Consider the following 25,385-nt stretch of genomic DNA (forward strand, 5'->3'; position numbering starts at 1 on the left):
ATCTAAATATGGCTTTAGATTCTAAAATACCAAAAGGTCCAATAGCAGATAAATGGACCAATTATAAAAATCATATTGATTTGGTGAATCCTGCGAACAAACGTAACATTGATGTTATTGTTGTTGGAACAGGTTTAGCAGGTGGTTCTGCTGCTGCAACTTTAGCAGAGCTTGGATACAATGTGAAAGCATTTTGTTTTCAAGATTCTCCTCGTAGAGCACATTCAATTGCAGCTCAGGGAGGAATTAATGCCGCAAAAAACTATCAAGGCGATGGTGATTCGACATACCGTTTATTTTACGATACCGTAAAAGGAGGTGATTATCGTTCTCGGGAAGCTAACGTTTATCGCTTAGCTGAAGTTTCTGCAAATATTATTGACCAGTGCGTTGCTCAAGGAGTTCCTTTTGCTCGTGAATATGGTGGGTTATTAGATAACCGTTCTTTTGGTGGTGTTCTTGTCTCTCGTACATTTTATGCCGCAGGACAAACGGGTCAGCAATTACTACTTGGAGCATATTCTGCAATGAATCGCCAAATTGGTCGCGGAAAAATCAAAATGTACAACCGTCACGAAATGTTAGACGTTGTTATCGTTGATGGTAAAGCGCGAGGCATTATTACACGTAATTTAATTACTGGAGAAATCGAAAGACATTCAGCTCATGCTGTCGTTCTTGGTACAGGTGGTTATGGGAATGTGTTTTTCTTGTCTACCAATGCTATGGGAAGTAATGTAACAGCTGCATGGAAAGCTCACAAACGTGGTGCTTATTTTGCAAACCCTTGTTACACACAAATTCACCCTACATGTATTCCTGTTTCTGGAGATCATCAGTCTAAATTAACATTGATGTCTGAGTCTTTAAGAAATGATGGACGTATTTGGGTGCCTAAACACAAGAAAGATGTTGAAGCTATTAGAAATAAAACATTAAAGCCTGTAGATTTAGCTGAAGAAGATCGCGATTACTACTTAGAACGTCGCTATCCAGCCTTCGGAAACCTTGTGCCTCGTGATGTTGCATCTCGTGCTGCAAAAGAACGTTGTGATGCTGGTTTTGGAGTAAATGCAACTGGTGAAGCTGTGTTTTTAGACTTTGCTGCAGCAATTCAACGTTACGGAAAAGAACAGGCTCACGTAAAAGGCTTAGATGAAAATGATGCTACTCTTGTAAAGAAATTAGGACAAGAGGTTATCAAAAATAAATATGGAAATTTATTCCAGATGTATGAGAAAATTGTAGATCAAGATCCATACAATACACCAATGATGATTTATCCAGCAGTTCATTACACAATGGGTGGCATCTGGGTAGATTATAACTTAATGACAACCGTTCCTGGTTTATATTGTATTGGTGAAGCTAATTTCTCAGATCATGGTGCAAACAGACTTGGAGCTTCTGCTTTAATGCAAGGTTTGGCAGATGGCTACTTTGTATTGCCTTATACTATTGGCGATTATCTGTCTGACGATATTCGTACAGGTCCAATTCCTACAAATACCAGAGAATTTGATGAAGCAGAAAAGAACGTAAAGGAAAATATAGAACATTTAATATCGAATAACGGCAACCATTCTGTAGATCACTTCCACAAACGTTTAGGTAAAATCATGTGGAATAAATGTGGAATGGCCAGAAATGCAGAGGACTTAAAATCTGCTATTACTGAAATAGCTGAGCTACGTGCAGAATTCTGGAAAGATGTAAAAGTGCCTGGATCCAATGATGAATTTAATGAAGAATTAGCAAAGGCATTGCGTGTTTCTGACTTTTTAGAATTAGGAGAGTTATTTGCTAAAGATGCCTTGCTAAGGGAAGAATCTGCAGGTGGACACTTTAGAGAAGAATATCAAACTGAAGAAGGTGAAGCGCTTCGACGACCAGAATTTCAATATGTAGCAGCCTGGGAATATAAAGGTGAGCCAAAAGATGCTGTTTTACACAAAGAAGATTTGGTTTACGAAAGCATAAAAGTTAAAGAAAGAAGTTACAAATAAAAGGAAAGCTATGAATTTAACATTAAAAATTTGGCGCCAAAAAAACGCTAACGATAAAGGAAAAATGGTAGATTATCCAATTAGTGATATATCGCCAGACATGTCTTTCCTTGAAATGTTAGACGTTTTAAATGAACAGTTAGTCAGCAAAGGTGATGAGCCTGTTGCTTTCGACCATGATTGCCGTGAAGGTATTTGTGGTATGTGTTCCCTATACATTAACGGTGAAGCACATGGTCCAGATCGAGGAATCACAACATGTCAATTACACATGCGTATGTTTAATGATGGTGATACTATTTATATTGAACCTTTTAGAGCAAAAGCATTTCCTGTAATAAAAGATTTGGTTGTAGATCGATCGTCATTTGATCGTATTCAGCATGCAGGCGGCTTTATTTCTGTAAATACCTCTGGAAACACCATTGATGCTAATGCAATTCCAGTTAACAAACATGATGCTGATGATGCCTTTAGCGCAGCGACTTGTATTGGTTGTGGTGCTTGTGTAGCTAGCTGTAAAAACTCGAGTGCCATGTTATTTGTAGGTGCAAAAGTATCTCAATTTGCATTATTACCGCAAGGACAAGTTGAAGCAACAGATCGCGTATTAAATATGGTAAAACAAATGGATGAAGAAGGCTTCGGAAACTGTACAAATACAGGAGCTTGTGAAGTTGAATGTCCTAAGGGAATATCTTTAGAAAATATTGCTCGCATGAATAGAGAATATTTAAAAGCTAGTCTTAAAGGTTAGAAAATACGATTTAAATCAAAAACTAAAACCTTATATAAAACTAAAATCTCAAGAGCAATCTTGGGATTTTTTGTTTCTTTACTATATAAATACTATCATGATTGACCCAATAAATTTTTATAATCAAACACTAGAAAAACATAACACAGAAGTGTCTTTACTAAAAAAAAGGCTTTTACTTCTCAGTGCCTTACGCCTATTAGTTTTTATAGTTACTGGATTAGCAATATATACGACCTTTTCAAATTGGCAATTAACATTAGCAACTGGAGTTCTAGGTACAGTAATATTCATCTATTTGCTTTCAAAATATACAGACGCAAAAGCAAAACGAAATCTTCATAACGCATTAGCAATTATTAATTCTGAAGAACTTAACATTGCTTCAGGAGATTATCATCATAGAAATACTGGGTTACAATTTCAGGATCCTAAACATTTTTACAGTTTAGATATTGACCTTTTCGGAAAAGGCTCGTTTTTTCAATACATCAACAGAACCATGTCTGCCGAAGGACAGCTCAAGCTTTCAAATACATTAAAAGCAAACAATTGTTCTCATATTGAAGAACGGCAAGATGCAATCAAGGAAATATCAAAAAAAACAGAATGGACTCAATTGTATTCTGCAACAGGGAAATTAATAGACACCGAAACACCAGCTGAAAATATCATACATTGGTTAAAAAATCATAAAAGTTTCATTCCAAAACAATTGAAGTGGTTACCATGGTTGTTTACAATCATTTCAATAACCTTATTAATCTTAGCAATAGTTAATGTTTTAGATATTTCCTTTTTTGGGTATTGGCTATTTGTAGGACTTGGAATCACTGGTTTGTATTTAAAAAACATTAATAAACTAGCCATAAATTCAGATAAAGCAAAAGATACATTTAAGCAATACGCAGCATTATTGCTTCAGATAGAAAACGAAAATTTTAAATCAAAGCTCCTTCAAGATAAACAAAATAAAATTCAATCTGAAGGCAAAAAAGCTTCAGCAATTTTTTCTGAATTCTCAAAACATTTAGACGCTTTAGACAATCGTAATAATCTTATTGGAGCTATTTTTGGAAATGGCTATTTGCTTTCAGATATTAAAAATGCTTATAAAGTTGAGCAGTGGATTTTAAAGTATAATCACAAGGTTAAAGACTGGTTTGAAGTCGTCTCCTTTTTTGATGCATATAATAGTTTAGGAAATTATAGTTTTAACCACGCCGACCATGTGTTTCCTAAAATTTCAAAAAACCAGACCATAATAAATGCTAAAGATTTAGGGCACCCACTACTTAATAAAACCAAACGAGTTAATAGTGATGTAATCATAAACCGTAAACAATTCTTTATTGTAACAGGAGCAAATATGGCAGGTAAAAGTACATTTTTACGAACCATTTCTTTACACATTGTGATGGCAAATGCAGGCTTACCTGTTTGTGCAAAATCTAGTTCTTATGCTCCTGTAAAACTCATTACAAGTATGCGAACCAGTGATTCATTAACTGATGACAGTAGTTATTTCTTTTCAGAACTAACCCGTCTGAAATTTATAGTGGATGCCATTAAAAAGGAACCTTATTTTATCATTTTAGATGAAATTTTAAAAGGCACTAACAGTACAGATAAAGCTATAGGTTCTAAAAAGTTTGTTGAGAGATTAGTTGCAGGACATGCGACTGGCATTATTGCAACTCACGATTTAAGTCTTTGCGAAATTTCAAATGAATTAGACGAAGTAAAAAACTATTATTTTGATGCTGAAATAATTGACAACGAACTCTATTTTGATTACAAGTTTAAAAAAGGGATTTGTCAAAATATGAATGCCAGTTTTCTTTTGAAGAAGATGGAAATTATATAAAACAAAAACCCCATTCTAAATTAGAATGGGGTTTTTAATATTGTGAGATAAAATTCAAATTAAGCTTCAAAAGGCTCTATAGAAACAAAAGACTTACCATCTTTTTTCTTAGTGAATTTTACTAAACCATCTACTTTAGCATGTAAAGTGTGGTCTTTTCCGCCATACACATTTTCACCTGGATGATGTGTATTACCTCTTTGTCTAACGATAATATTACCAGCCGTTGCTGCTTGTCCACCAAAAATCTTAACACCTAAGCGTTTCGATTCTGATTCTCTACCGTTTTTAGAACTACCTACTCCTTTTTTATGAGCCATTGTCTTAAGGTTTTATATTGTTATACTTAAATGGAATTATTTTTCAATTCCACCATCTAATTTGTCTTGTAATTCTTTAAGCTCGTCCCACTTGCCATCTGCTGCTAATTTAGCTTGCTTTGGCCATGTATCTGTGACGATGTGTGCTAATCTAGAACTAGCTTCAGATAACACAGTACTTAATTCTTCTGGTTTAGCCTCTGCTATTTTAGCAAAAGTTTCATACCCTGCATTTACTAATGCTTCAGCAGCTTTTGGTCCAGCTCCTTCGATTTTTTTCAAATCATCAGCTTTTCCTGTAGCTTTTTTTGCTTCTGCTTTTGAAGCTGTAGCTTTAGTTTCTGCTTTTTTAGTTTCTTTCTTTGGCTCAGCTTTTTTTGCTGGCTTAGCACCTGAAGTAACAATAGTTTCGATTACGATTTCAGATAAAGCCTGTCTGTGTCCATTTTTTACACGGTAACCTTTTCTTCTTTTCTTTTTGAAAACTATCACTTTATCACCTTTTAGGTGCTTTAAGACTTTTGCACTTACTTGTGCTCCGTCTATAGCTGGGGCGCCTAAAGTTACATTGTTACCATCTCCAATTAAAAGAACGTTATCGAAAGAAACTTTCTTACCTTCTTCTGTTGCTAAACGGTTAACAAAAACTTTTTGGTCTTTTTCAACTTTAAATTGATGCCCTGCTATCTCTACAATTGCGTACATAGCGTAACGTTTTTATTAATTATTTTGTTCAAAAAAATAACTTTCTCCTCAGAAAGCGGGTGCAAATATACATTCTAATTAATTAATCTACAAGCGATTTATATATTTTGAGAAATATTATGACTTTTTTTAAATATTTGCATAAATGCTAAAGCTAAAACTACAGTTGAAGCTAAACCTTCAATAAAAATAATAAAGAGCAAAATATTAGCTCCTGCTTCATAATCATTCATCCAATCACCAAGCAGTTTTTCTGTAAACGCAACATCAATATGAAACATATAGATGGCCATGAAAACTGTAAATAATATTGTTGCAATAAATCCAGTGATCAATGCTGTTTTGATTCCATTAATGTAAGAAATATTGTTTTCTGATGTTAATTTGTAATTCTTAATGGCAAAATAAATTCCTGAACACATAAAAACACCATTGAACAATCTTAGCCATGGGTTTTCATGTAAATTAAAGAGTTTTAAAATCAAAAAATAGGCAATTAAACTAAAGGTAGTATACAAGCCATATTTTAGAGCAACCGTAAACAAAGTGTTCATAATAAAAGATCTTTAAACGTTAATACATTTTTTAAGTTCGTAAAAAAAAATCCATTTCTAGCACTTTTAAGAATTTTTTAGAATTTTAACTACTAAAAAAGGATAGTTAATCGTTATTTTTGTAAAAGATTGTAACAATTAATGTTATTTAAACACTTACAACTCGTAAAACTAATTTAAAACAAACTCACAATGAAAAAAGGCTTATTTACTTTAGCTGCTTTTGTATTAGCAATATTTGCTGCATCTGCACAAGAAGTTAAATTTGAAGAATTTGATCTAGACAATGGATTACATGTTATTCTTCATCAAGATAACACTGCTCCAGTTGTTATCACATCAGTTATGTATAATGTAGGAGGAAAAGATGTTGGAGGTAGTCCAGAGGCTCCTCGTACAGGCTTTGCTCACTTTTTTGAACACCTATTATTTGAAGGATCAGAAAATATAGAACGTGGTGAATTTATGAAAATCATTCCTGCAAATGGTGGAAGATTCAATGCTAATACGTCTCAAGACAGAACGTATTATTATGAAGTTTTTCCATCAAACAAATTGGAATTAGGATTATGGTTAGAATCTGAGCGTATGTTACACCCTGTAATTGATCAAGTTGGTGTTGACACACAAAACGAAGTCGTTAAAGAAGAAAAACGTCAACGATACGAATCTCCTTATGGCAAAATATTTGAAACTTTAGGAGCTAATCTTTTTAAAGTTCACCCTTACAAAGATCCTAATATTGGTTATCAAGAAGACTTAGATGCTTCAACTCTTGAAGAATTTAACACTTACTTTAAAGATTATTATGGTCCAAATAATGCTGTTTTAATTGTTGCAGGAGATATTGATACTGGTAAAACAAAAGAATTGGTTAAAAAATACTTCAGTGACGTTAAAAGAGGTCCAGAAGTGGTAAGAAACTTCCCTAAAGAGGAGCCAATAACTACTACAGAGAAAGCCAAAGCTTACGATAAAAACATCCAAGTCCCAGCAATTCTTGCAGCATACAGAACACCTGGATTTGGAAAAAGAGATGCTTATATTTTAGACATGATTTCTTCTTATTTAAGTGGTGGAAAAAGTTCTGTTTTATATAAAAAACTGGTTGATAATCAAAAGCAGGCATTAGCCGTTCAAGCTGTAAATATCACACAAATGGATTACAGCATTTTTGCAATGTTTGCACTTCCTTTAGGAGATGTTACTTTAGACACTTTGTTAACTGAGATCGACGAAGAAATATCTAAATTACAAACGGAACTAATTTCAGAACGAGATCATCAAAAACTAATTAATCAATTTGAAAATCAATTTGTAAATGCTAATTCCAGCATTGAAGGTATTGCAGGATCTCTTGCAACATACTACCTGCTATATGATGATGTTAACTTAATTAACAAAGAGATTGACATTTACAGATCTATAACAAGAGAGGACATTCAGGAGGTTGCTAAAAAATATCTAAGTCCAAATCAGCGTGTAGAAATTGAATACTTACCACAAAAAGACGAACAATAAGATGAAAACAATATATAATATGAAAACAAAAATATCAGCATTTATTTTACTGTTCTTAATATCAGTAGTTAATGTAAATGCACAATTAGATAGATCTATACAACCAAAACCAGGACCAGAACCATCTATTTCATTAGAAGTTCCTAGTGAATTTGAATTAAAAAATGGATTAAAAGTTTTAGTTGTCGAAAATCATAAACTACCAAGAGTTTCTTATTCTTTAAATATTGATAATAAGCCTATTGCTACTGGAGAAAAAGCTGGTGTTGAAACACTTATTGGAAGCATGTTAGGAAATGGTACCACAAGTATTTCTAAAGATGATTTTAATGATGAAATCGATTTTTTAGGCGCAAGTTTAAGTCTTAGTATTGGTGGTGGTTATGCTGCTTCACTTTCAAAATATTCAGAACGAATATTAGAACTTATGGCTGATGCTGCAATTAACCCTTTATTAACTGAAGAAGAGTTTAATAAGGAAAAAGAAAGACTTATTGAAGGTTTAAAAACTGAAGAAAAAAGTATCGATGCTATTAGCGACCGAGTAGGTGATGCATTATTATATGGATCTAAACACCCTTATGGTGAATTTGTTACTGAAGAAACTGTTAACAATGTTACTTTTGGCGATGCTGTTGCGTTTTATGAAAAGTATTTTAACCCTAACAATGCTTACTTAGTTGTAATTGGTGATGTTGATTTAAATACAGTAAGAAAACAGGTTAAAAAATATTTTGGTGATTGGGAAAAGTCTATTGATGTATCTACAAGCCTTCCTGCTGTTAATCCAAACGCACAATACACACAAATTAATTTTGTGGATTTACCTAATGCTTCTCAATCAAGTATTGCCGTTAAGAATAGTGTAGATTTAAAAATGAATGATGAAGATTATCATGCAAGTATAATCGCTAACAGCATCTTAGGTGGTGGTGGTGAAGGCTACTTATTTAAGAATTTACGTGAAGACAAAGGATATACTTATGGTGCTTATTCAAGATTAAGCGCTAACCGATATGGTGCTGGAAGTTTTAGCGCAACTGCGAAGGTAAGAAATATGGTTACAGATAGTGCTGTCGTTGAGGCTCTCAAAGAAATCAACCGTATTAAAACAGAAACTGTAGATCCTCAAATGCTTAGAGATACTAAAGCAAAATACGTTGGTAACTTTATTATGGGATTAGAAGATCCTCAAACAGTAGCTCGTTATGCTTTAAACATTAAGCTTAATGATTTGCCTAAAAATTTCTACACAACATATTTACAAAAAATCAATGCAGTTACTGCTGATGATGTAAAACGTGTAGCTAATAAATATATTAAGCCTGAAAATGCTAGAATTGTAATTGTTGGTAAAGGTAGTGAGGTCTTAGAAAACCTTGAAAAAACAGGAATTCCAATTAAATATTACGATAAATATGCAAACCCAACAGAGAAACCAAATTATGAGGTTGAAATGCCGGCTGGTGTAACAGTAAAATCTGTTTTAAACAACTATCTAAAAGCCACAGGTGTAACAGATAATATGAGTAATATAAAATCTGTTATGACACAATACGAAGCCACAACACCAATGGGAGCAGTTACTTCTGAAGAAAAGCGTGTAGATGGTAAAATGGTTCAAAATATCTACATGGGTGAAAATAAAGTGATGTCAATGGTCGTGACTCAAGATAGTGCAACAGCGAATACACAGCCATTACCAGAGAGCATGTCAAATGATTTAAAAACTACTGCAGGTTTATTTATGGAAAAAAACCTTGTTGACTCTGATTCAGCTAAATTAACAGGCATTGAAAAAGTTGATGGAAAAGATGCTTATGTTGTTGAGGTGTCTGGTGAAGTAGTGTCTTTTATACTTTATTATGATGTTGAATCAGGACTTAAAGTTAAAGAGGTTCAAAATACATCTATGCAAGGACAAACTCAAACACAAGAGGCTATTTTGAAAGATTATAAAGACTATGATGGTTTGAAATTCCCAGCAACCAGAGATGCAAACATGATGGGACAACCTGTAGTATTTAAATTAAAAGAAGTAAAAATCAATGAAGGCGTTACAGATGCTGATTTTGATTAATAATATATTAAATTTAGATTGTAAAAAAACCCAAAGCAGATATCTGTTTTGGGTTTTTTTATCGTTTACGTTTGTGTGAAAGATAAACTCCTACTAAAATAATTAGACTCCCTAAACCTTGAGTCAGACTAAATCCTTCATTATCTAATAATCCCCAAACAAGAGCGACTAAAGGCATTAAGTAAGTCACTGAAGATGCAAAAACTGGAGTAGAAATCTGTACCAATGTATTAAATAACACTTTAGCTAAAGCTGTACCAAAAAAAGATAAAATAACAATATAAACAACAGACATTTTAAAATCTGGATGTGAAAAAGTACTATCACTAAAAAAATCACTAAAACAAAGTATAGCAATAGCTGGTATCATAATAGCGACATAGTTTCCCGTTGCAATACTTAAAGGCTTTGCATGTTGCAAATATTTTTTTATAATATTTACGTTAAGTGCATACATACAAGTGGCAATAATAATATATCCTGCAAATAAATAGTTCTGATTAGGATTAAGTTCTGCTCCTTTTAATATTAAAATACTTGTTCCAATAAAGCCTATAATTACTCCTAAAATCTGACGTTTTGAAGATGCAATTTTAAATACCGCAAAACCCAACAAAACAGTATTTAAAGGCACTAAGGAATTTAAAATTGAAGTAACTGCACTATCTATTTCTGTTTCTGCAATGGCAAACAAAAAAGCAGGAAAAAAAGACCCTAAAAATCCTGATAAGACTATCCACTTCCATTCGTGTTTTTTAATAGATTTCACACTTTTAAACCCAACAACAAAAAGAAAAAAACCAGTTATTATTGTTCTTAGTGCACCCAATTGATAAGGCGTTAAGCCTAAAAGGGACTTCTTTATTAAGATGAAAGAACTTCCCCAAATTAAAGCTAAAACAATTAAATACAACCACTTACTATTGCTGTTTTTCATAAGATTCACGTAACGAAGTCACAAAATTCGTTAATTTTGATACAAGGAACAGCAATATTTATTAAGTTTGTTTCAAATTCAATATTTAAAATCTATGAATACATTAAAAAACATATTAGTTCTTGCATTTATTTCGGTAAGCATTATGGCTTGTAAAAATGATGCAAAACCTGAAGTTAAAACTGTAGATACTGAAGTTACTGCAGAAGTAAGCACAAATGAAGCAAAGCAATTAGACCCTAATGCTACTTATGCAAAAGCAGAATTTGGCATTGAAGGTATGACTTGCGCTATGGGCTGTGCAAAAACCATAGAGAAAAAAATTGCTAAAATGGATGGTGTAAAATCTGCAAAAGTTGATTTTGAAAAGGAATTAGCAATGGTAGAGTATGATGAAGCTAAAGTAACAACTAATTCATTAGAAGAAGCAGTTGCAAAAGCTGGTGACACGTACAAGGTGAAAGACATGAAAACAGTTGAGTCTTTCTCTTCAGAAAAGCATGAGTGCTCAGGAAAATGTGATAAAGCATCTTGCGCTAACAAGACTGAAGCTGAAAAAATGGCTTGTGCTAAAGATTGCAAAGAAGCATGTTGTGCTAAAAAAGTCTAAAATATATTATGCATAAAAAAAAAGCCATTCTGTAGGAGTGGCTTTTTTTTATGTCTTATCGCAACGAAACACCCTTTGCTGCCCACCATGGATGAATTTCAATTTGAAGTCGTCCTGCTTTAACCATTGGGTCTGCATTAGCTAAACTATCTGCCATTTTTAAAGTAGGTACATTATAAATGGTAATGCCACGAATATCTCCATCATCTCCAAAAGGTCCAGATATATCAGCATAACCCAATTCATACATTTTACTCAAATGTGCTAAATGCTCATTCTGAAGTCGGTTAGCTTCTTCTTCATTTTGATTACGAATCGTTCCTCGTTTTAAAAAGGCAATGAAATATTGCTGCATTAAAATAGTGTCTTGTGTTTTTTCATCGATATAATTAAAAGTTTGAAAGCCTTGTTCGGTTAGTTCCTTTTTTAAAGCTTTAATAGACTGTTCGATTTCAATTTCAACTTCAGTATTGTCCACTTCTTCAGTAATAATATCTTTTAAAGGTTTATCTGAAGTTTGTGCATTATCCTTACACGACCATATGAATAGGAATAAAAAGATAGGTAAGATAAACTGTTTCATGATGTGTTAATTTATTTCCATGTTTTATATGGTGTTTGACTTAATTGAGAATTGTAATATTTAATATCTCCTGTGATCTCTTTTCCTAACCAATGCGGTGTTTCAAAACGATCATTTTCGTGCTCAAGTTCAACCTCAGCAATAACCAAACCTTCGTTATCTCCGTAAAAGTAATCGATTTCAAATACATGTTGCCCTTGTTTAACTTCGTATCTCATCTTATCGATAACACCATCTTCACACAATTCAAGAAGTGCCTCTGCATCTGTTTTTGAAATCTCTTTCTCCCATTCAAATCGCTTTAATCCATCATTTGTAGATTTTCCTTTTACTGTTAAAAACCCTTTGTTGTCTTTAAGGCGAACTCTAACAGTACGTTCTGGATTTGTATTTAGAAACCCTTGAATTATTCGTGTTTGTTTGAAAGACTGTGCTTTAAAATCCTCTGAAGTCACTAAAAATTTACGTTCTATCTCTATCATAAAAAAGACATTTAATGTCTAAATTTACAGTATGCCAAACAATTTACCAATTAGAAAGATAATTCATGTCGATATGGATGCATTTTACGCATCAGTGGCACAAATGGACAATCCTAATTTAAAAGGAAAACCCATTGCTGTTGGTGGTGGCGGAAATCGAGGTGTGATTAGTGCTGCAAGTTATGAGGCTCGAAAATATGGTGTAAAAAGCGCTATGTCTGGTCGGTTGGCAATTAAACTATGTCCAGAATTAATTTTTGTAAAAACCGATTTTACACGTTATACTGAAATCTCTAAACGAGTGCGACAGATCTTTTATGATTACACCGACTTGGTTGAACCACTTTCTCTGGATGAAGCTTATTTAGACGTTACCGAAAATAAAAAAGGAAATCCGAGTGCATCTTTAATAGCTCAAGACATAAGAACTCGTATTTATAATGAAGTGGGTTTAACGGCTTCGGCAGGGATTTCTATTAATAAATTTATTGCTAAAGTTGCCAGTGATTACCATAAGCCTAACGGACAAAAAACGGTTAATCCTGAAGAAGTTATTGCTTTTTTAGAACAATTAGATATTCGTAAATTCTATGGTGTTGGAAAGGTCACTGCAGAAAAAATGTATCAAAAGGGAATTTTCACAGGTAAGGATTTAAAATTAAAATCACTTGAATATTTAGATGAGCATTTTGGAAAATCTGGACGGTTTTATTATCATGTGGTTCGAGGAATTCATACCAGTGAAGTAAAACCTAATCGCATTCGTAAATCACTAGCTGCCGAACGTACCTTTAGTCAGAATTTATCTTCTGAAATTTTTATGCTCGAAAAACTAGATCATATTGCTGAAGAAGTTTCAAAGCGATTGAACAAAAGTAAAGTTGCTGGTAAAACCGTTACGCTTAAAATAAAATATAGCGATTTTACACTACAAACCAGAAGTAAAACCTTACCCTATTTTGTGAGTGACAAGAGTATTATTTTAGAAACTGCAAAAGATTTATTATATCAGGAAAAACTGAATAATTCGGTTCGGTTATTAGGCATATCCTTATCTAATTTAAATACCGAAGCTTCAAAAACAAAACATTTTAAAGTGATAGAAAAACCAATTAGTGTACAGTTAAAGTTTAAATTCTGATTTTATTTAGCAAATTTTTGATTCAGCTCTTCAACAATGTTTTCGATTTTTTTGTTTTTAGCCGCTTTTTCTAAAGCTAATGCTGGTGCTTTCCTTACGTTACAGTCTTTTATAGCACATCGTTCACAAGTGACTCCAACATCTTGTGACTTGATCGCTTTGTCTTCTAGAAATTTCAGTTTACGCTCTAATTGTTTATTAATCAATAAACCAATAGTAATGCTTCTATATTGGTTATCTCTAAAAGGATCTTTAGTTGCTGATGACAGTAATAAATACTTGGTATCATCATTTACATAATTAGAAATTTGAATATCAAATTCATGCGCCTTTTTACTTTTACTAATATCCTTTAAAACGTTTAAAGATAGCCAACGTCTACAATAATGCTCATTAGTTTCATTAGCACGAGGAGAATGCTGATGTGATAAATGAAGTTCTTTTTTTAAGTGAAATTTTTCGCTATCAGCCTTATGTGTAAATCTCAAAAAGAATAAATTCTGAATATTAAATGCTTTAGGTAATATATTAGTTAATCGTTGATAAAATGATTCTGGTGAGGCATTAAAAGCATTCATAATTTCAAAAAACAAAGCCTCATCAAAAGTCTCTTTTTCAAAAAGAGTCTCTAATTGTAATGACAATTCATCTTTTGGAATAATAAGCGCTCCAGCAAAATAGGAAGCATAAAAATTATTAAGTACCTGATCAAAACTTTCAAACTTTATCCACGGAAACGTATATAATCGATCTGAAATGTCTAAAAAATTATAAGCAATCTCTTTAGCATAAATAAATGTGCGTTGCGCTTCATCTATGCCTTCAGCAATTAATAGTGTTTTTGTTTTAGGTACAAATACAGAACGTAAATTTTCTAACGCTTCGTATCGATTTAATTCGTTGTCTTTAATAGTATAGCCATACTCTTCAATTAAAATTTCCTCTATATCTTTTGATGTAATAGGCTTTGTCAAATCGACTTGATAAGCTTTTGAAAACTTTAAAACTTGCTGTTCTAAATCATCAAAATAATTGTTATTCGCTTCTTGAAATGAACGCACTGAAGCTAGGAAAAAACTTTCTCTACTAAAATTATAATGCTTTGCAATTTCAATTATAGTACTAATAAACGCATTTACTTTTGCTGGAGCATTAGCAACGATATCTATTAAGTTACTTTCTTTAATTCCAAAAAGTTCTAAAGGAATTTCCTTTAAAATTTTAGATTGTAACAATTCTCCTATTGGAGCCAAATTTTTATCCAATTTTAAAGACACCATTTGATCATATGGAACATCAAGCTTTTCCGAAAGAATAACAATTTTATCAGGTTTTGGGTATTTTTTTCCTTTTTCAATTTCGTTTAAATACGATTTTGATAAGCCTGAAATTTTTGATAAACCAAATAATGATAAATTTTTATCGGTACGTATTTGCTTAAGTTTTAAGCCAAATATGAGTTTTATATAGTCTTGTTCCATAGTTATAAAACAAATATAATCATTTTCGCGAATCAATCTAAAAAAGCGAAAAATATATTTTTAGCGAACGTTCGCTTGTTTTTTAAAAAACTTTGTTATAATATTGTCTTGTAAAACAATAACATCATGGAAAACACCCTTTTAAAACAATCAAAAGTTCAGTTTACTAATCAAGTAAAACATTATTATCCTGAGATTTTAACAGATGCTGCTTTAGAATTCATTACAGTACTTCATGAAAATTTTAATACCAAACGACTAAAATTGCTAAACAATCGTGAAGCACAACAGAGAATTTTTGATGGTGGAGAATTCCCTCATTTTCCAGAAGAAACCAAAGACATTAGAGAAGGACATTGGACAGCAGGAGCTATTCCACAAGATCTTCAAGACAGACGTGTAGAAATCACTGGACCAGTCGATCGCAAAATGATTATCAACGCTCTAAATTCTGGAGCTAAAACCTTTATGGCCGATTTAGAAGACAGTAATTCGCCAACTTGGGAAAATAGCATTCTAGGTCAACAAAACTTAATTGATGCCAATAAAAAAACAATCTCATTGGTAGATACAAAACGTGGTAAATCTTATAATTTAAATAAAGAAATAGCTGTTCTTTTAGTAAGACCAAGAGGATTACATCTTAATGAAAGACATATCTTAATTAATAATGAAGAAGCTTCAGGAAGTTTAGTTGATTTTGGTCTCTATGTATTTCACAATACAAAAACCATGTTAAAAAATGGTACTGCTCCTTACTTTTACCTTCCGAAATTAGAGCATTATACAGAAGCTCGTTGGTGGAATGACGTTTTTGTATTTGCTCAAAATTACTTAAACATTCCTAATGGAACATTCAAAGCCACTGTTTTAGTTGAAACAATTACTGCAAGTTTTCAATTAGACGAAATCATCTTTGAACTTAAAGATCATATTGTAGGTTTAAATTGTGGACGTTGGGATTACATATTTTCATATATCAAAAAATTCAGAAACCATCCAAACTTTGTCGTTCCAAATCGTGATCAAGTGACTATGACGACACCTTTTATGGATGCCTATTCAAAATTAGTAATTCAGCGTTGTCATAAACGTGGTATTCTAGCCATTGGTGGTATGGCAGCACAAATTCCTATTAAAAATAATGAAAAAGCGAATGCTGCTGCTTTAGAAAAAGTCCGACAAGATAAAGAACGTGAGGTTAAAAATGGTCATGATGGAACTTGGGTCGCACATCCTGCTTTAGTTCAAGTTGCTATGACAGAATTTAATAAATACATGCCAACTCCTAATCAATTACATATAACTCGCGACGACATTGAAATAACTGAAGCCGATTTAGTTGAGCTCCCAAAAGGTACCATTACAGAAGCTGGAATTAGAAAAAATATTAATGTAGGCATTTTATATACTGAAGCGTGGCTTAGAGGTCATGGAGCTGTAGCGCTCTATAATTTGATGGAAGATGCGGCTACTGCAGAAATTTCAAGAACACAAGTTTGGCAATGGCTAAAAAATGAAGTCAAACTAGAAGATGGTAGACCATTTAACCTTGAGCTTTACACAAAATTATTTGATGATGAAGTTGAAAAAATAATAACTGAATATGGCGAATCTAACATTAAAAATACCAAGTTTAAATTGGCTTTTGAGCTCTTTAACAAATTAGTTGTATCGGAAAAGTTTGAAGAATTTTTAACGGTTCCTGCTTATCAATACATATAAAAAAAACAATCCTGCGATTGCGGCAACAATCAACAGGATCTAATTATTAATAATAAATAACGTCTTACAAAATTATGAAAAATTTATCAGAAACAAAGTACAGCTCTGCTTTACAAACCGTAAAAAATCTTAAAGAAAAGTATGGCAACACATGGAATTCAATTCATCCTGAAAGTGCTGCTAGAATGGCAACTCAAAACCGTTTTAAAACGGGTTTAGATATTGCAAAATACACAGCAGCCATTATGAGAAAAGATATGGCAGACTATGATGCAGATTCATCTCAATACACACAATCTCTCGGTTGCTGGCATGGCTTTATTGCGCAACAAAAAATGATTGCTGTTAAAAAACATCATAAAACAACAAACAAAAAGTACTTATATCTTTCAGGTTGGATGGTCGCAGCATTACGTTCAGAATTTGGACCATTACCAGATCAATCTATGCATGAAAAAACAGTTGTTCCTGCGCTTATAAAAGAGATCTATGATTTTTTACGACAAGCAGATGCTATTGAATTAAACGATTTATTCAAAAGACTTGAAAAAGGTGAAGATGTACAAGAACAAATTGACAATTTTGAAACACATATCGTTCCTATTATTGCCGATATTGATGCTGGTTTTGGAAATGAAGAGGCTACCTATTTGTTGAGTAAAAAAATGATTGAAGCTGGTGCTTGCGCTATTCAAATTGAAAATCAAGTGTCAGACGCAAAACAATGTGGTCATCAAGACGGAAAAGTAACTGTGCCTCATGAAGATTTTATTGCAAAATTAAATGCCATTAGATATGCATTTTTAGAGTTAGGAGTTGACGACGGAATTATTGTTGCCAGAACAGATTCTGAAGGCGCTGGTTTAACTCAAAAATTACCAGTTAGTCAAGAACCTGGAGATTTAGCTTCTCAATATTTAGCTTTTGTAGAAGCCGAAGAAATAGCTATTGATGATGCCAAAGAAGATGATGTACTTCTTAAAAGAGATGGTAAATTAGTGCGTCCAGTAAGACTAGCAAATGGTTTGTATAAATTTAAAGCAGGCACAAACATCGATCGCGTTGTGTTAGATTGTATTACAAGTCTTCAAAATGGAGCCGATTTACTTTGGATTGAAACACCAACACCAAATGTTAAGCAAATTGCACATATGGTAAACAGAATTAAAGATGTTGTACCTAATGCCAAATTGGTTTACAATAACTCACCATCTTTTAACTGGACCTTAAATTTCCGTCATCAAGCCTATGATGAAATGCTTGCTGAAGGAGAAAACATGACGGCTTATGATAGAAATAACTTAATGGATGCACAATATGATAATACTGAATTATGCCATCGTGCAGATGAAAAGATTAGAACATTTCAAATAGATGGCGCAAGAGACGCAGGAATTTTTCATCACTTGATTACCTTACCAACATACCATACAGCAGCACTAAATATGAATAATTTAACCGAAGGGTATTTTGGAGAAGAAGGTATGTTAGCTTATGTAAAAGGTGTTCAAAGACAAGAAATTCGCAAAGGTGTTTCATGCGTAAAACACCAACGTATGGCTGGTTCAGATCTTGGTGATGATCATAAAACGTTCTTTGCTGGTGAAAAAGCATTAAAAGCTAGCGGTGAAAAAAACACCTCTAATCAATTTGACGTTGATTCTAAAACAAATAAGATTAAAGAAAAATTAAGTGTAGTTGCCTAAACAACATCAAAGACTTACAAAAGAAAACGCGTTAGCTAAAATAGCTAACGCGTTTTCTTCTGTAATACAATTAATTATTCGTTTTCAGTTTTAAAAACTACAACTTTCTATTTCGGTAACACGTAAAGTGTTTACCATTCCCTTCTCTTGAATAGGCATAGCCGCTAAACTAATAAGCATATCACCTACTTCTAAATACCCTTTTTTACAGGCAATGGCATTTACGTCTTCAATTGTTTCATCTGTACTGACATACTTATCGTAATAAAATGATTCAACTCCCCAAAGCAAACTTAACTGTGTGAGAATTCGTTTGTTAGACGTAAACACTAAAATATGTGCACTTGGCCTCCAGGCTGAAATTTGAAACGCTGTATAACCACTATTGGTTAATGTTGAAATAGCTTTGGCATTGATTTCATTAGCCATATTAGCTGCGTGATAACAAATGGATTTGGTGATGTAACGTTTTGTTCGAATATGAGGAGGCGACTGTGGAACCTTAATTAAATTTGAATCTTCGACACTACTGACAATACTAGCCATTTGTTTGATGACCTGTACTGGATAATTTCCAACAGAAGTTTCACCTGAAAGCATTACAGCATCTGCTCCATCCATAACAGAATTGGCAACATCGTTAACTTCTGCACGCGTTGGTGTTAAACTTGTAATCATGGTTTCCATCATTTGAGTCGCAATGATTACAGGTATTCTAGCTCGTTTAGCTCGTAATACTAATTGTTTTTGAATTAAAGGAACTTCTTCAGCAGGTATTTCAACACCTAAATCTCCACGAGCAACCATTAACCCATCACAATATGCTACAATTTTATCAATGTTTTCAACAGCTTCTGGCTTTTCTATTTTTGCTATAATAGGAATTTTGTGATCGCTATGCTCTTTGATTAATTCTTCAAGTTCCATTAAGTCCTCTGCATGTCTTACAAAAGATAGTGCAATCCAATCTACTTGGAGGCTACAAGCAAAAATGGCATCTTCAATATCTTTTTTTGTAAGTGCTGGTTGAGAGATATTTGTGTTGGGAAGATTGACACCTTTCTTGGAACGCAATGGACCTCCTTGAATGACACGTGCTTTAACTTCTGCTTTTTTATCTGTGGATATAACTTCAAAAATTAATTTTCCATCGTCTAATAAGATACGTTCTCCAGGTTTAGCGTCCTGAGGAAACTTATCATAAGTCATATAAACACGATCTTTTGTTCCTACAAACCGTTTTCCTGTAGCAAAAATAATATCATCGCCTTCATTAACGACAACCTCACCTTTCATAACACCAACTCGCAATTTTGGACCTTGTAAATCACCTAAAATGGCAGCATTATATCCAAACTCTTCATTGAGTTCACGAATCATTTTAACACGTTCTTTTACATCGTCATAATCGGCATGAGAGAAATTAATTCTAAAAACGTTAGCGCCTTCTTCAAGCATCGCCTTTAGAACGCTTTTACTACTTGTTGCTGGTCCTAATGTAGCAACTATCTTGGTTTTCTTTTTTCTTAACATTAATTAAAAATTAAATGATCTTTTGATTTTATTTGGTCTACATCTATTATATAGGATGTAATTACTTGAGGAATTGCTTGTATTCTATTGAGTATGTACTTCTCATTAAAATTTTGATTCTCATTGGTTACTTTTATAAAATAATCTACATTTTTAAATTCTGGTAATAAATGATATGTTTTCATAATCGAGGTTTGATTATCAAATAATGATCCTGAACTTTGCAATGCAGCTTCTTCTTTTTTACAAATATTGGAAACTAAATTCCAAGTCGTATCCATTGCGACATTTTCCCATTCATAAATTGCATATGATGCAGCAAAATATTTATAATCTAAATCTTGTGGTTTTCGCCTTAAATTGAGACTTAAATTTTTATTGAGAAGATAGGCTAACCTATAGTCTTCTAGTCTGCAATGAATTGCTAAAAGCGCAAAAGAAGTATCATAAAAATCGTCAACAAGTAATTTATGTAAAGCCATAATTTAACCTCTATCAAATGTAAATATAGAATATTATGTCTAGTTTAAGATTAAGTTTTTATTAATCTTAACAGCCTAAGACCTCGAAAACGTTATAGTAGTACAATTATTTTTTGAAGCATGTTGTATGACTTATTAAAATGCTTTAGTAATCTCATTTTGAAAAGCAAAAAATGCACGTCGTGATGCTTTTTCTTCTGCTTTTTTCTTAGAAGTTGCTCTGGCTTTTGACACGACTTTATCATCGATTGATAACTTGACTGAGAAATGCTTTAAATCATCATTTCCTGTGTCTTCGTAAACGTTATAATCAAACGGTTTTTTTTCTTTCTGACACCATTCTATAAGCAAGCTTTTATAACTAATAACTTTACCTTCCAAGGTTTCAATGTCAACATGAGGCTTGATGACTCTTTTAAATATAAACTTTTCGCATTGTTTATATCCTTTATCTAAAAAGATTGCGCCTACCAGTGATTCAAAAAGATTACCATGTATGTTATTTCCAAAATTAGATGTTGGTATTTTACTTTCTACTAAGTCTATAAGTCTAAGTTCTTTTCCCAGTTCGTTTAAGTGTTCTCTACTTACAACTTTTGAACGCATTTTGGTTAAATAACCTTCATCTCCATGAGGAACTTTTTCGTATAAGTAAGAAGCTATGACAGCGCTTAACATAGCATCACCAACAAATTCTAAACGTTCATAATTGACAGCATTGCCTTCATTGTCTTTTATATTTAAAGATCTGTGGGTAAATGCTTTTACATAAAGTACCTTGTTTTTAGGTTTATAATCAAGGATTTTGGAAAGTTGCAAAAAAAAATTCCCGTCTTTGTTAGAACGGGAATTTAATATGTTACGAATGATGCTCATCCGTATTTAATCTATTTTTTTGAATAACACGCATGCGTTGTGACCACCAAAACCAAATGTATTGCTCATAGCAATTTTAACATCTCTTTTTTGTGCTTTATTTAATGTCAAATTAAGTTTAGGATCAATACTTTCATCTACGACTTCATGATTTATCGTTGGAGGTACAATACCATGTTCTAGTGCTAAAATTGATGCAATAGACTCAATGGCTCCTGCTGCTCCTAATAAATGACCAGTCATAGATTTCGTAGAATTTATATTGATGTTTTTTGCATGGTCACCAAATACTTCAGAGATCGCTTTAAGTTCAGCAACATCTCCAAGAGGTGTTGATGTTCCGTGCGTGTTGATATGATCAACTTCTTCAGGTTTAACACCAGCATTTTCTAAACAATTTCTCATTACAGCAATCACACCGATTCCTTCTGGATGAGGTGCTGTCATATGATAAGCATCAGACGATAAACCACCTCCTAATACTTCAGCATATATTTTTGCTCCTCTAGCTTTAGCGTGCTCATAATCTTCAAGAATAATCGCTCCTGCTCCTTCTCCTAAGACAAAGCCATCTCTGGTTGCATCAAAAGGTCTGGAAGCTGTTTCCGGACTTTCATTTCTTGTAGATAACGCATGCATCGCATTAAAACCACCCATTCCAGCAATGGTTACAGCTGCTTCACTTCCACCAGTAACAATAACATCACAATGACCTAAACGAATATAGTTTAGAGCATCAATCATTGCATTAGCAGATGATGCGCACGCAGATACTGTTGTATAATTAGGACCCATAAACCCATGCTTAATAGATATGTTTCCTGGTGCAATATCTGCAATCATTTTTGGGATAAAGAACGGATTAAATCTTGGTGTACCATCTCCTTCAGCGTAGTTTAATACTTCGTTTTGAAATGTTTCCAAGCCTCCAATTCCTGCTCCCCAAATAACACCAACTCGTAATTTATTTACTTTTTCTAAATCTAACTTAGCATCTGCAATAGCTTCATCTGAAGCTACCATAGCATACTGTGTAAATCTATCCATTTTACGAGCCTCTTTTCTATCAAGAAAGTCGGTAGCGTTAAAGTTTTTTAATTCACAAGCGAATTTTGTTTTGAACTTTTCAGTATCAAAATATGTTATTGGTGCAGCACCACTTCTCCCATTTTTGAGTGCATCCCAATATTCTTCTTTGGTATTGCCAATAGGTGTAAGTGCGCCTAAACCGGTAACTACTACTCGCCTTAATTCCATAAAAATTTATTGGATTATTTTGCTTCTTCTATATAAGAGATCGCTTGACCAACTGTAGCAATATTTTCAGCTTGATCGTCTGGGATTTGAATATCAAATTCTTTTTCAAATTCCATGATTAACTCGACAGTGTCTAATGAATCTGCTCCTAAATCGTTTGTGAAGCTCGCTTCAGTTACAACTTCGTTTTCATCAACTCCTAATTTGTCTACGATAATCGCTTTTACTCTTGATGCAATGTCTGACATAATTTTTTAATTTTAAGTTTTAATTAGTTCGCAAAAATAAAAAAACTTTATTTCAATCCACACCTTTAATTTAAAAATGTGTTTGTAATTTACTAAAATTACTTTGAAGAATTTATCTTTTACGTTCTAATTGTTAATTATTATTCTTTTTTTTGTTCTGAATAATCTAAAAAGCTTTGTCTGTAAATGAAACGTATTGTAATCTTTGCGTCCGGAAGTGGTACTAATGCTGAAAATTTAATTAAGTTTTTTCACAACAGAGAAACTATTTCTGTTATTCAGGTTCTTACAAACAATCCTCATGCCAAAGTTTTAGAACGCGCCAAAAAGCTTAAAGTTAGTGCGTTGTCATTCAACAAAATAGCGTTTACTGAAACAGATGATGTGTTAAACATTTTAAAATCTTCACATCCAGATTTAATAGTTTTAGCAGGTTTTCTTTGGAAGTTTCCCGAACACATTCTAAAAGAGTTTCCTGACAAAGTTATCAATATTCATCCTGCATTATTACCAAAATATGGTGGAAAAGGCATGTATGGTAAATATGTTCACGAAGCTATTGTTTTAAATAAAGAGAAAGAAACAGGTATTACTATTCATTATGTGAATGAACACTATGATGAAGGTGCCATTATTTTTCAGGCGAAATGTGATATTAATGCTTTTGATACTGCCGAAACTGTTGCTGATAAAATTCATGAATTGGAAATGGAACACTTTCCTAAGGTTGTGGAAAAACTATTAGACCTGTAAATGTCTTTAAGAACGTAACAAAGAATCTCAACTTAGACTCTTAAAGATTCTTCTGCTGTATCTCCTTATGAAGGATAAACGTTAAATTAATGATAATCCTGCCTTCGCAGAAATGACAAATGAGTAAAAAGAAAAAAAAATATTACACAGTCTGGAAAGGACATCATACAGGTGTTTTTGAATCTTGGGAGGATTGTAAAGCGCAAATTAAAGATTTTCAAGGAGCACAATACAAATCATTCGTCACTTTTGATGCTGCAAAAAAAGCTTTAAAAGGAAGCTATAAAGATTATATTGGCAAGAGCAAGAAATTTACTAGTGAACTTTCAGAAGCACAACTTAAAAAAATAGGACAACCTAATTACAATTCGGTATCTGTTGATGCGGCATCGTCTGGAAACCCAGGCATTATGGAATATAGAGGTGTAGATACCAAAACTAAAAAGCAGTTATTTATTCAAGGTCCTTTTCCCGAAGGAACGAATAATATTGGCGAATTTTTAGCGCTTGTCCACGGATTAGCCTTTTTAAAGCAACATAATAGTGACCGCATTTTGTACACCGATTCTAAAATAGCTATGAGCTGGGTGCGCAAAAAAACCTGCAACACCAAATTACCACGAAATGAAAAAAACGCTAAACTTTTTGAATTGGTAGACCGTGGCGTAAAATGGCTAAATGAAAACACGTACACCACAACTATTGTAAAATGGGAAACAAAAGCTTGGGGAGAAATCCCTGCGGACTTTGGGAGAAAATAAATTCGTTTTTTAGTCCTTAAAAACCTTATATTTGCAGCAAATTTTAAAACGCTTTTATGAGCAAATTAGTTATAGTTGGTACAGTAGCTTTTGACGCTATTGAAACTCCTTTCGGAAAAACAGACAAAATTCTAGGTGGTGCAGCAACATTTATAGGCTTAGCAGCATCTCAATTTGATGTAGATTCTGCTGCAGTATCTGTTGTTGGTGGTGATTTCCCGCAAGAATATTTAGATTTATTATCAAATAGAAACGTTAATATCGATGGTGTAGAAATCATAAAAGAAGGAAAAACATTCTTTTGGAGTGGTAAGTATCATAATGATATGAATTCTAGAGACACTTTAGCTACAGAACTTAACGTTCTAGCCGATTTTAACCCAAAAGTTCCTAATCACTACAAAGATGCTGAAGTTGTTATGCTAGGAAACTTACATCCAATCGTTCAAATAAGTGTATTAAATCAAATGACAGTAAAACCTAAACTGGTTATTTTAGACACGATGAATTTTTGGATGGATTGTGCTCTTGAAGAGTTACACAAGGTCATTAAAAAAGTAGATGTTATTACCATTAATGATGAAGAAGCAAGACAATTAACTGGAGAATACTCCTTAGTGGTAGCTGCTCGCAAAATTCATGAAATGGGACCAAAATATGTGGTTATAAAAAAAGGAGAACATGGTGCCTTATTATTTCATGATGACAATGTATTCTATGCTCCTGCTTTACCTTTAGAAGAAGTATTTGATCCTACAGGAGCTGGAGATACCTTTGCAGGTGGTTTTGCTGGTTACCTTGCAAGCACAGAGGATTATTCCTTTGAAAACATGAAAAACGCGGTCATTTATGGTTCAAACTTAGCATCCTTTTGTGTCGAAAAGTTTGGCACTGAACGTATGCAGAATTTAACTAAAGACGATATCGATTACAGACTGAAAGAGTTCAAGCAACTCACTCAATTTAATATTGAATTATCATAAACCAACGCGCTCAGAAT

Annotated in this window: 24 protein-coding genes; 12 read left to right on the forward strand and 12 right to left on the reverse strand. The window is 33.1% G+C overall.

Annotation, left to right across the window (positions count from 1 at the left end; genetic code table 11):
* Window positions 1-8: 8 nt before the first annotated feature.
* From ACRHNM_RS01195 to ACRHNM_RS01205, 3 genes are all read left to right on the forward strand, one after another.
* Window positions 9-2,006: a fumarate reductase/succinate dehydrogenase flavoprotein subunit gene (locus ACRHNM_RS01195; RefSeq protein ID WP_431132826.1), complete on the forward strand. Its 1,998-nt coding sequence runs from the start codon at window positions 9-11 to the stop codon at window positions 2,004-2,006.
* A gap of 10 nt (window positions 2,007-2,016) precedes the next feature.
* Window positions 2,017-2,763, forward strand: coding sequence for a succinate dehydrogenase/fumarate reductase iron-sulfur subunit (locus ACRHNM_RS01200; protein WP_431132828.1), 747 nt, complete (start codon window positions 2,017-2,019; stop codon window positions 2,761-2,763).
* 97 nt (window positions 2,764-2,860) lie between these two features.
* The gene (locus tag ACRHNM_RS01205) at window positions 2,861-4,630 is read left to right on the forward strand and encodes a MutS-related protein (protein WP_431132830.1); all 1,770 of its coding nucleotides are present in this window, start codon (window positions 2,861-2,863) and stop codon (window positions 4,628-4,630) included.
* Between the two features lie 59 nt (window positions 4,631-4,689).
* Here the strand turns inward: ACRHNM_RS01205 and rpmA are convergent, their stop codons facing one another.
* From rpmA to ACRHNM_RS01220, 3 genes are all read right to left on the reverse strand, one after another.
* On the reverse strand, window positions 4,690-4,950 hold the full coding sequence (gene rpmA / locus ACRHNM_RS01210) for a 50S ribosomal protein L27 (RefSeq protein ID WP_431132832.1): 261 nt from the start codon (window positions 4,948-4,950) through the stop codon (window positions 4,690-4,692).
* A 36-nt stretch (window positions 4,951-4,986) separates the two neighbouring features.
* Complete coding sequence (gene rplU, locus ACRHNM_RS01215) at window positions 4,987-5,655, reverse strand: 50S ribosomal protein L21 (protein WP_431132834.1); 669 nt, start codon at window positions 5,653-5,655, stop codon at window positions 4,987-4,989.
* A 98-nt stretch (window positions 5,656-5,753) separates the two neighbouring features.
* A complete protein-coding gene (locus ACRHNM_RS01220; RefSeq protein ID WP_431132836.1) occupies window positions 5,754-6,209 on the reverse strand; it encodes a DUF4199 family protein in 456 nt (151 codons plus the stop codon).
* A gap of 192 nt (window positions 6,210-6,401) precedes the next feature.
* Here ACRHNM_RS01220 and ACRHNM_RS01225 point away from each other — a divergent pair, with 192 nt between their 5' ends.
* Both ACRHNM_RS01225 and ACRHNM_RS01230 read left to right on the forward strand, forming a co-directional pair.
* The gene (locus ACRHNM_RS01225) at window positions 6,402-7,730 is read left to right on the forward strand and encodes a M16 family metallopeptidase (RefSeq protein WP_431132838.1); all 1,329 of its coding nucleotides are present in this window, start codon (window positions 6,402-6,404) and stop codon (window positions 7,728-7,730) included.
* A 19-nt stretch (window positions 7,731-7,749) separates the two neighbouring features.
* The gene (locus ACRHNM_RS01230; RefSeq protein WP_431132840.1) at window positions 7,750-9,810 is read left to right on the forward strand and encodes a M16 family metallopeptidase; all 2,061 of its coding nucleotides are present in this window, start codon (window positions 7,750-7,752) and stop codon (window positions 9,808-9,810) included.
* Between the two features lie 58 nt (window positions 9,811-9,868).
* On the opposite strand, the gene ACRHNM_RS01235 is transcribed toward ACRHNM_RS01230, so the two are convergent.
* Entirely contained in the window at window positions 9,869-10,747 is an 879-nt protein-coding gene (locus tag ACRHNM_RS01235) for a DMT family transporter (RefSeq protein ID WP_431132842.1), read from the reverse strand.
* Between the two features lie 94 nt (window positions 10,748-10,841).
* On the opposite strand from ACRHNM_RS01235, the gene ACRHNM_RS01240 reads away from it, so the two are divergent.
* Entirely contained in the window at window positions 10,842-11,357 is a 516-nt protein-coding gene (locus ACRHNM_RS01240) for a heavy-metal-associated domain-containing protein (RefSeq protein ID WP_431132844.1), read from the forward strand.
* Window positions 11,358-11,412: 55 nt separating this feature from the next.
* On the opposite strand, the gene ACRHNM_RS01245 is transcribed toward ACRHNM_RS01240, so the two are convergent.
* Both ACRHNM_RS01245 and ACRHNM_RS01250 read right to left on the reverse strand, forming a co-directional pair.
* Entirely contained in the window at window positions 11,413-11,940 is a 528-nt protein-coding gene (locus ACRHNM_RS01245; RefSeq protein WP_431132846.1) for a YciI family protein, read from the reverse strand.
* A gap of 11 nt (window positions 11,941-11,951) precedes the next feature.
* Window positions 11,952-12,422: a CYTH domain-containing protein gene (locus tag ACRHNM_RS01250; protein WP_431132848.1), complete on the reverse strand. Its 471-nt coding sequence runs from the start codon at window positions 12,420-12,422 to the stop codon at window positions 11,952-11,954.
* A 31-nt stretch (window positions 12,423-12,453) separates the two neighbouring features.
* On the opposite strand from ACRHNM_RS01250, the gene dinB reads away from it, so the two are divergent.
* A complete protein-coding gene (gene dinB, locus ACRHNM_RS01255) occupies window positions 12,454-13,563 on the forward strand; it encodes a DNA polymerase IV (protein ID WP_431132850.1) in 1,110 nt (369 codons plus the stop codon).
* 2 nt (window positions 13,564-13,565) lie between these two features.
* Here the strand turns inward: dinB and ACRHNM_RS01260 are convergent, their stop codons facing one another.
* The gene (locus ACRHNM_RS01260; protein WP_431132852.1) at window positions 13,566-15,044 is read right to left on the reverse strand and encodes a helix-turn-helix domain-containing protein; all 1,479 of its coding nucleotides are present in this window, start codon (window positions 15,042-15,044) and stop codon (window positions 13,566-13,568) included.
* A 126-nt stretch (window positions 15,045-15,170) separates the two neighbouring features.
* Between ACRHNM_RS01260 and aceB the strand changes: the two genes are divergently transcribed.
* On the forward strand, window positions 15,171-16,769 hold the full coding sequence (aceB, locus tag ACRHNM_RS01265) for a malate synthase A (RefSeq protein ID WP_431132854.1): 1,599 nt from the start codon (window positions 15,171-15,173) through the stop codon (window positions 16,767-16,769).
* Window positions 16,770-16,843: 74 nt separating this feature from the next.
* Window positions 16,844-18,475 (forward strand): isocitrate lyase, encoded by a 1,632-nt coding sequence (locus tag ACRHNM_RS01270; RefSeq protein WP_431132856.1) that lies wholly within the window; start codon window positions 16,844-16,846, stop codon window positions 18,473-18,475.
* Between the two features lie 90 nt (window positions 18,476-18,565).
* Here ACRHNM_RS01270 and pyk read toward each other — a convergent pair whose 3' ends face one another.
* The 5 genes from pyk to ACRHNM_RS01295 form a co-directional block, all read right to left on the reverse strand.
* Window positions 18,566-20,008, reverse strand: a complete 1,443-nt coding sequence (gene pyk, locus ACRHNM_RS01275) for a pyruvate kinase (RefSeq protein ID WP_431132858.1) — start codon at window positions 20,006-20,008, stop codon at window positions 18,566-18,568.
* Window positions 20,008-20,490, reverse strand: coding sequence for an IPExxxVDY family protein (locus tag ACRHNM_RS01280; RefSeq protein WP_431132860.1), 483 nt, complete (start codon window positions 20,488-20,490; stop codon window positions 20,008-20,010). Before ACRHNM_RS01280 ends, pyk begins: the two co-directional genes overlap by 1 nt.
* Before the next feature lie 135 nt (window positions 20,491-20,625).
* The gene (gene rnc / locus ACRHNM_RS01285; protein ID WP_431132862.1) at window positions 20,626-21,366 is read right to left on the reverse strand and encodes a ribonuclease III; all 741 of its coding nucleotides are present in this window, start codon (window positions 21,364-21,366) and stop codon (window positions 20,626-20,628) included.
* Window positions 21,367-21,372: 6 nt separating this feature from the next.
* Window positions 21,373-22,623, reverse strand: a complete 1,251-nt coding sequence (fabF, locus tag ACRHNM_RS01290) for a beta-ketoacyl-ACP synthase II (RefSeq protein ID WP_431132864.1) — start codon at window positions 22,621-22,623, stop codon at window positions 21,373-21,375.
* Between the two features lie 14 nt (window positions 22,624-22,637).
* Window positions 22,638-22,871 carry an acyl carrier protein gene (locus ACRHNM_RS01295; protein ID WP_008269813.1) on the reverse strand — a complete coding sequence of 78 codons (234 nt, stop codon included), beginning with the start codon at window positions 22,869-22,871 and terminating at the stop codon, window positions 22,638-22,640.
* A gap of 186 nt (window positions 22,872-23,057) precedes the next feature.
* Here ACRHNM_RS01295 and ACRHNM_RS01300 point away from each other — a divergent pair, with 186 nt between their 5' ends.
* From ACRHNM_RS01300 to ACRHNM_RS01310, 3 genes are all read left to right on the forward strand, one after another.
* Window positions 23,058-23,624, forward strand: a complete 567-nt coding sequence (locus tag ACRHNM_RS01300; RefSeq protein WP_431132866.1) for a phosphoribosylglycinamide formyltransferase — start codon at window positions 23,058-23,060, stop codon at window positions 23,622-23,624.
* 119 nt (window positions 23,625-23,743) lie between these two features.
* On the forward strand, window positions 23,744-24,385 hold the full coding sequence (locus ACRHNM_RS01305) for a viroplasmin family protein (RefSeq protein WP_431132868.1): 642 nt from the start codon (window positions 23,744-23,746) through the stop codon (window positions 24,383-24,385).
* Window positions 24,386-24,441: 56 nt separating this feature from the next.
* Window positions 24,442-25,368 (forward strand): PfkB family carbohydrate kinase, encoded by a 927-nt coding sequence (locus ACRHNM_RS01310; protein ID WP_431132869.1) that lies wholly within the window; start codon window positions 24,442-24,444, stop codon window positions 25,366-25,368.
* The last annotated feature ends 17 nt before the right edge of the window (window positions 25,369-25,385 follow it).

It is taken from the genome of Psychroserpens mesophilus (genome assembly GCF_050617655.1).
GTDB lineage: Bacteria > Bacteroidota > Bacteroidia > Flavobacteriales > Flavobacteriaceae > Psychroserpens > Psychroserpens mesophilus_A.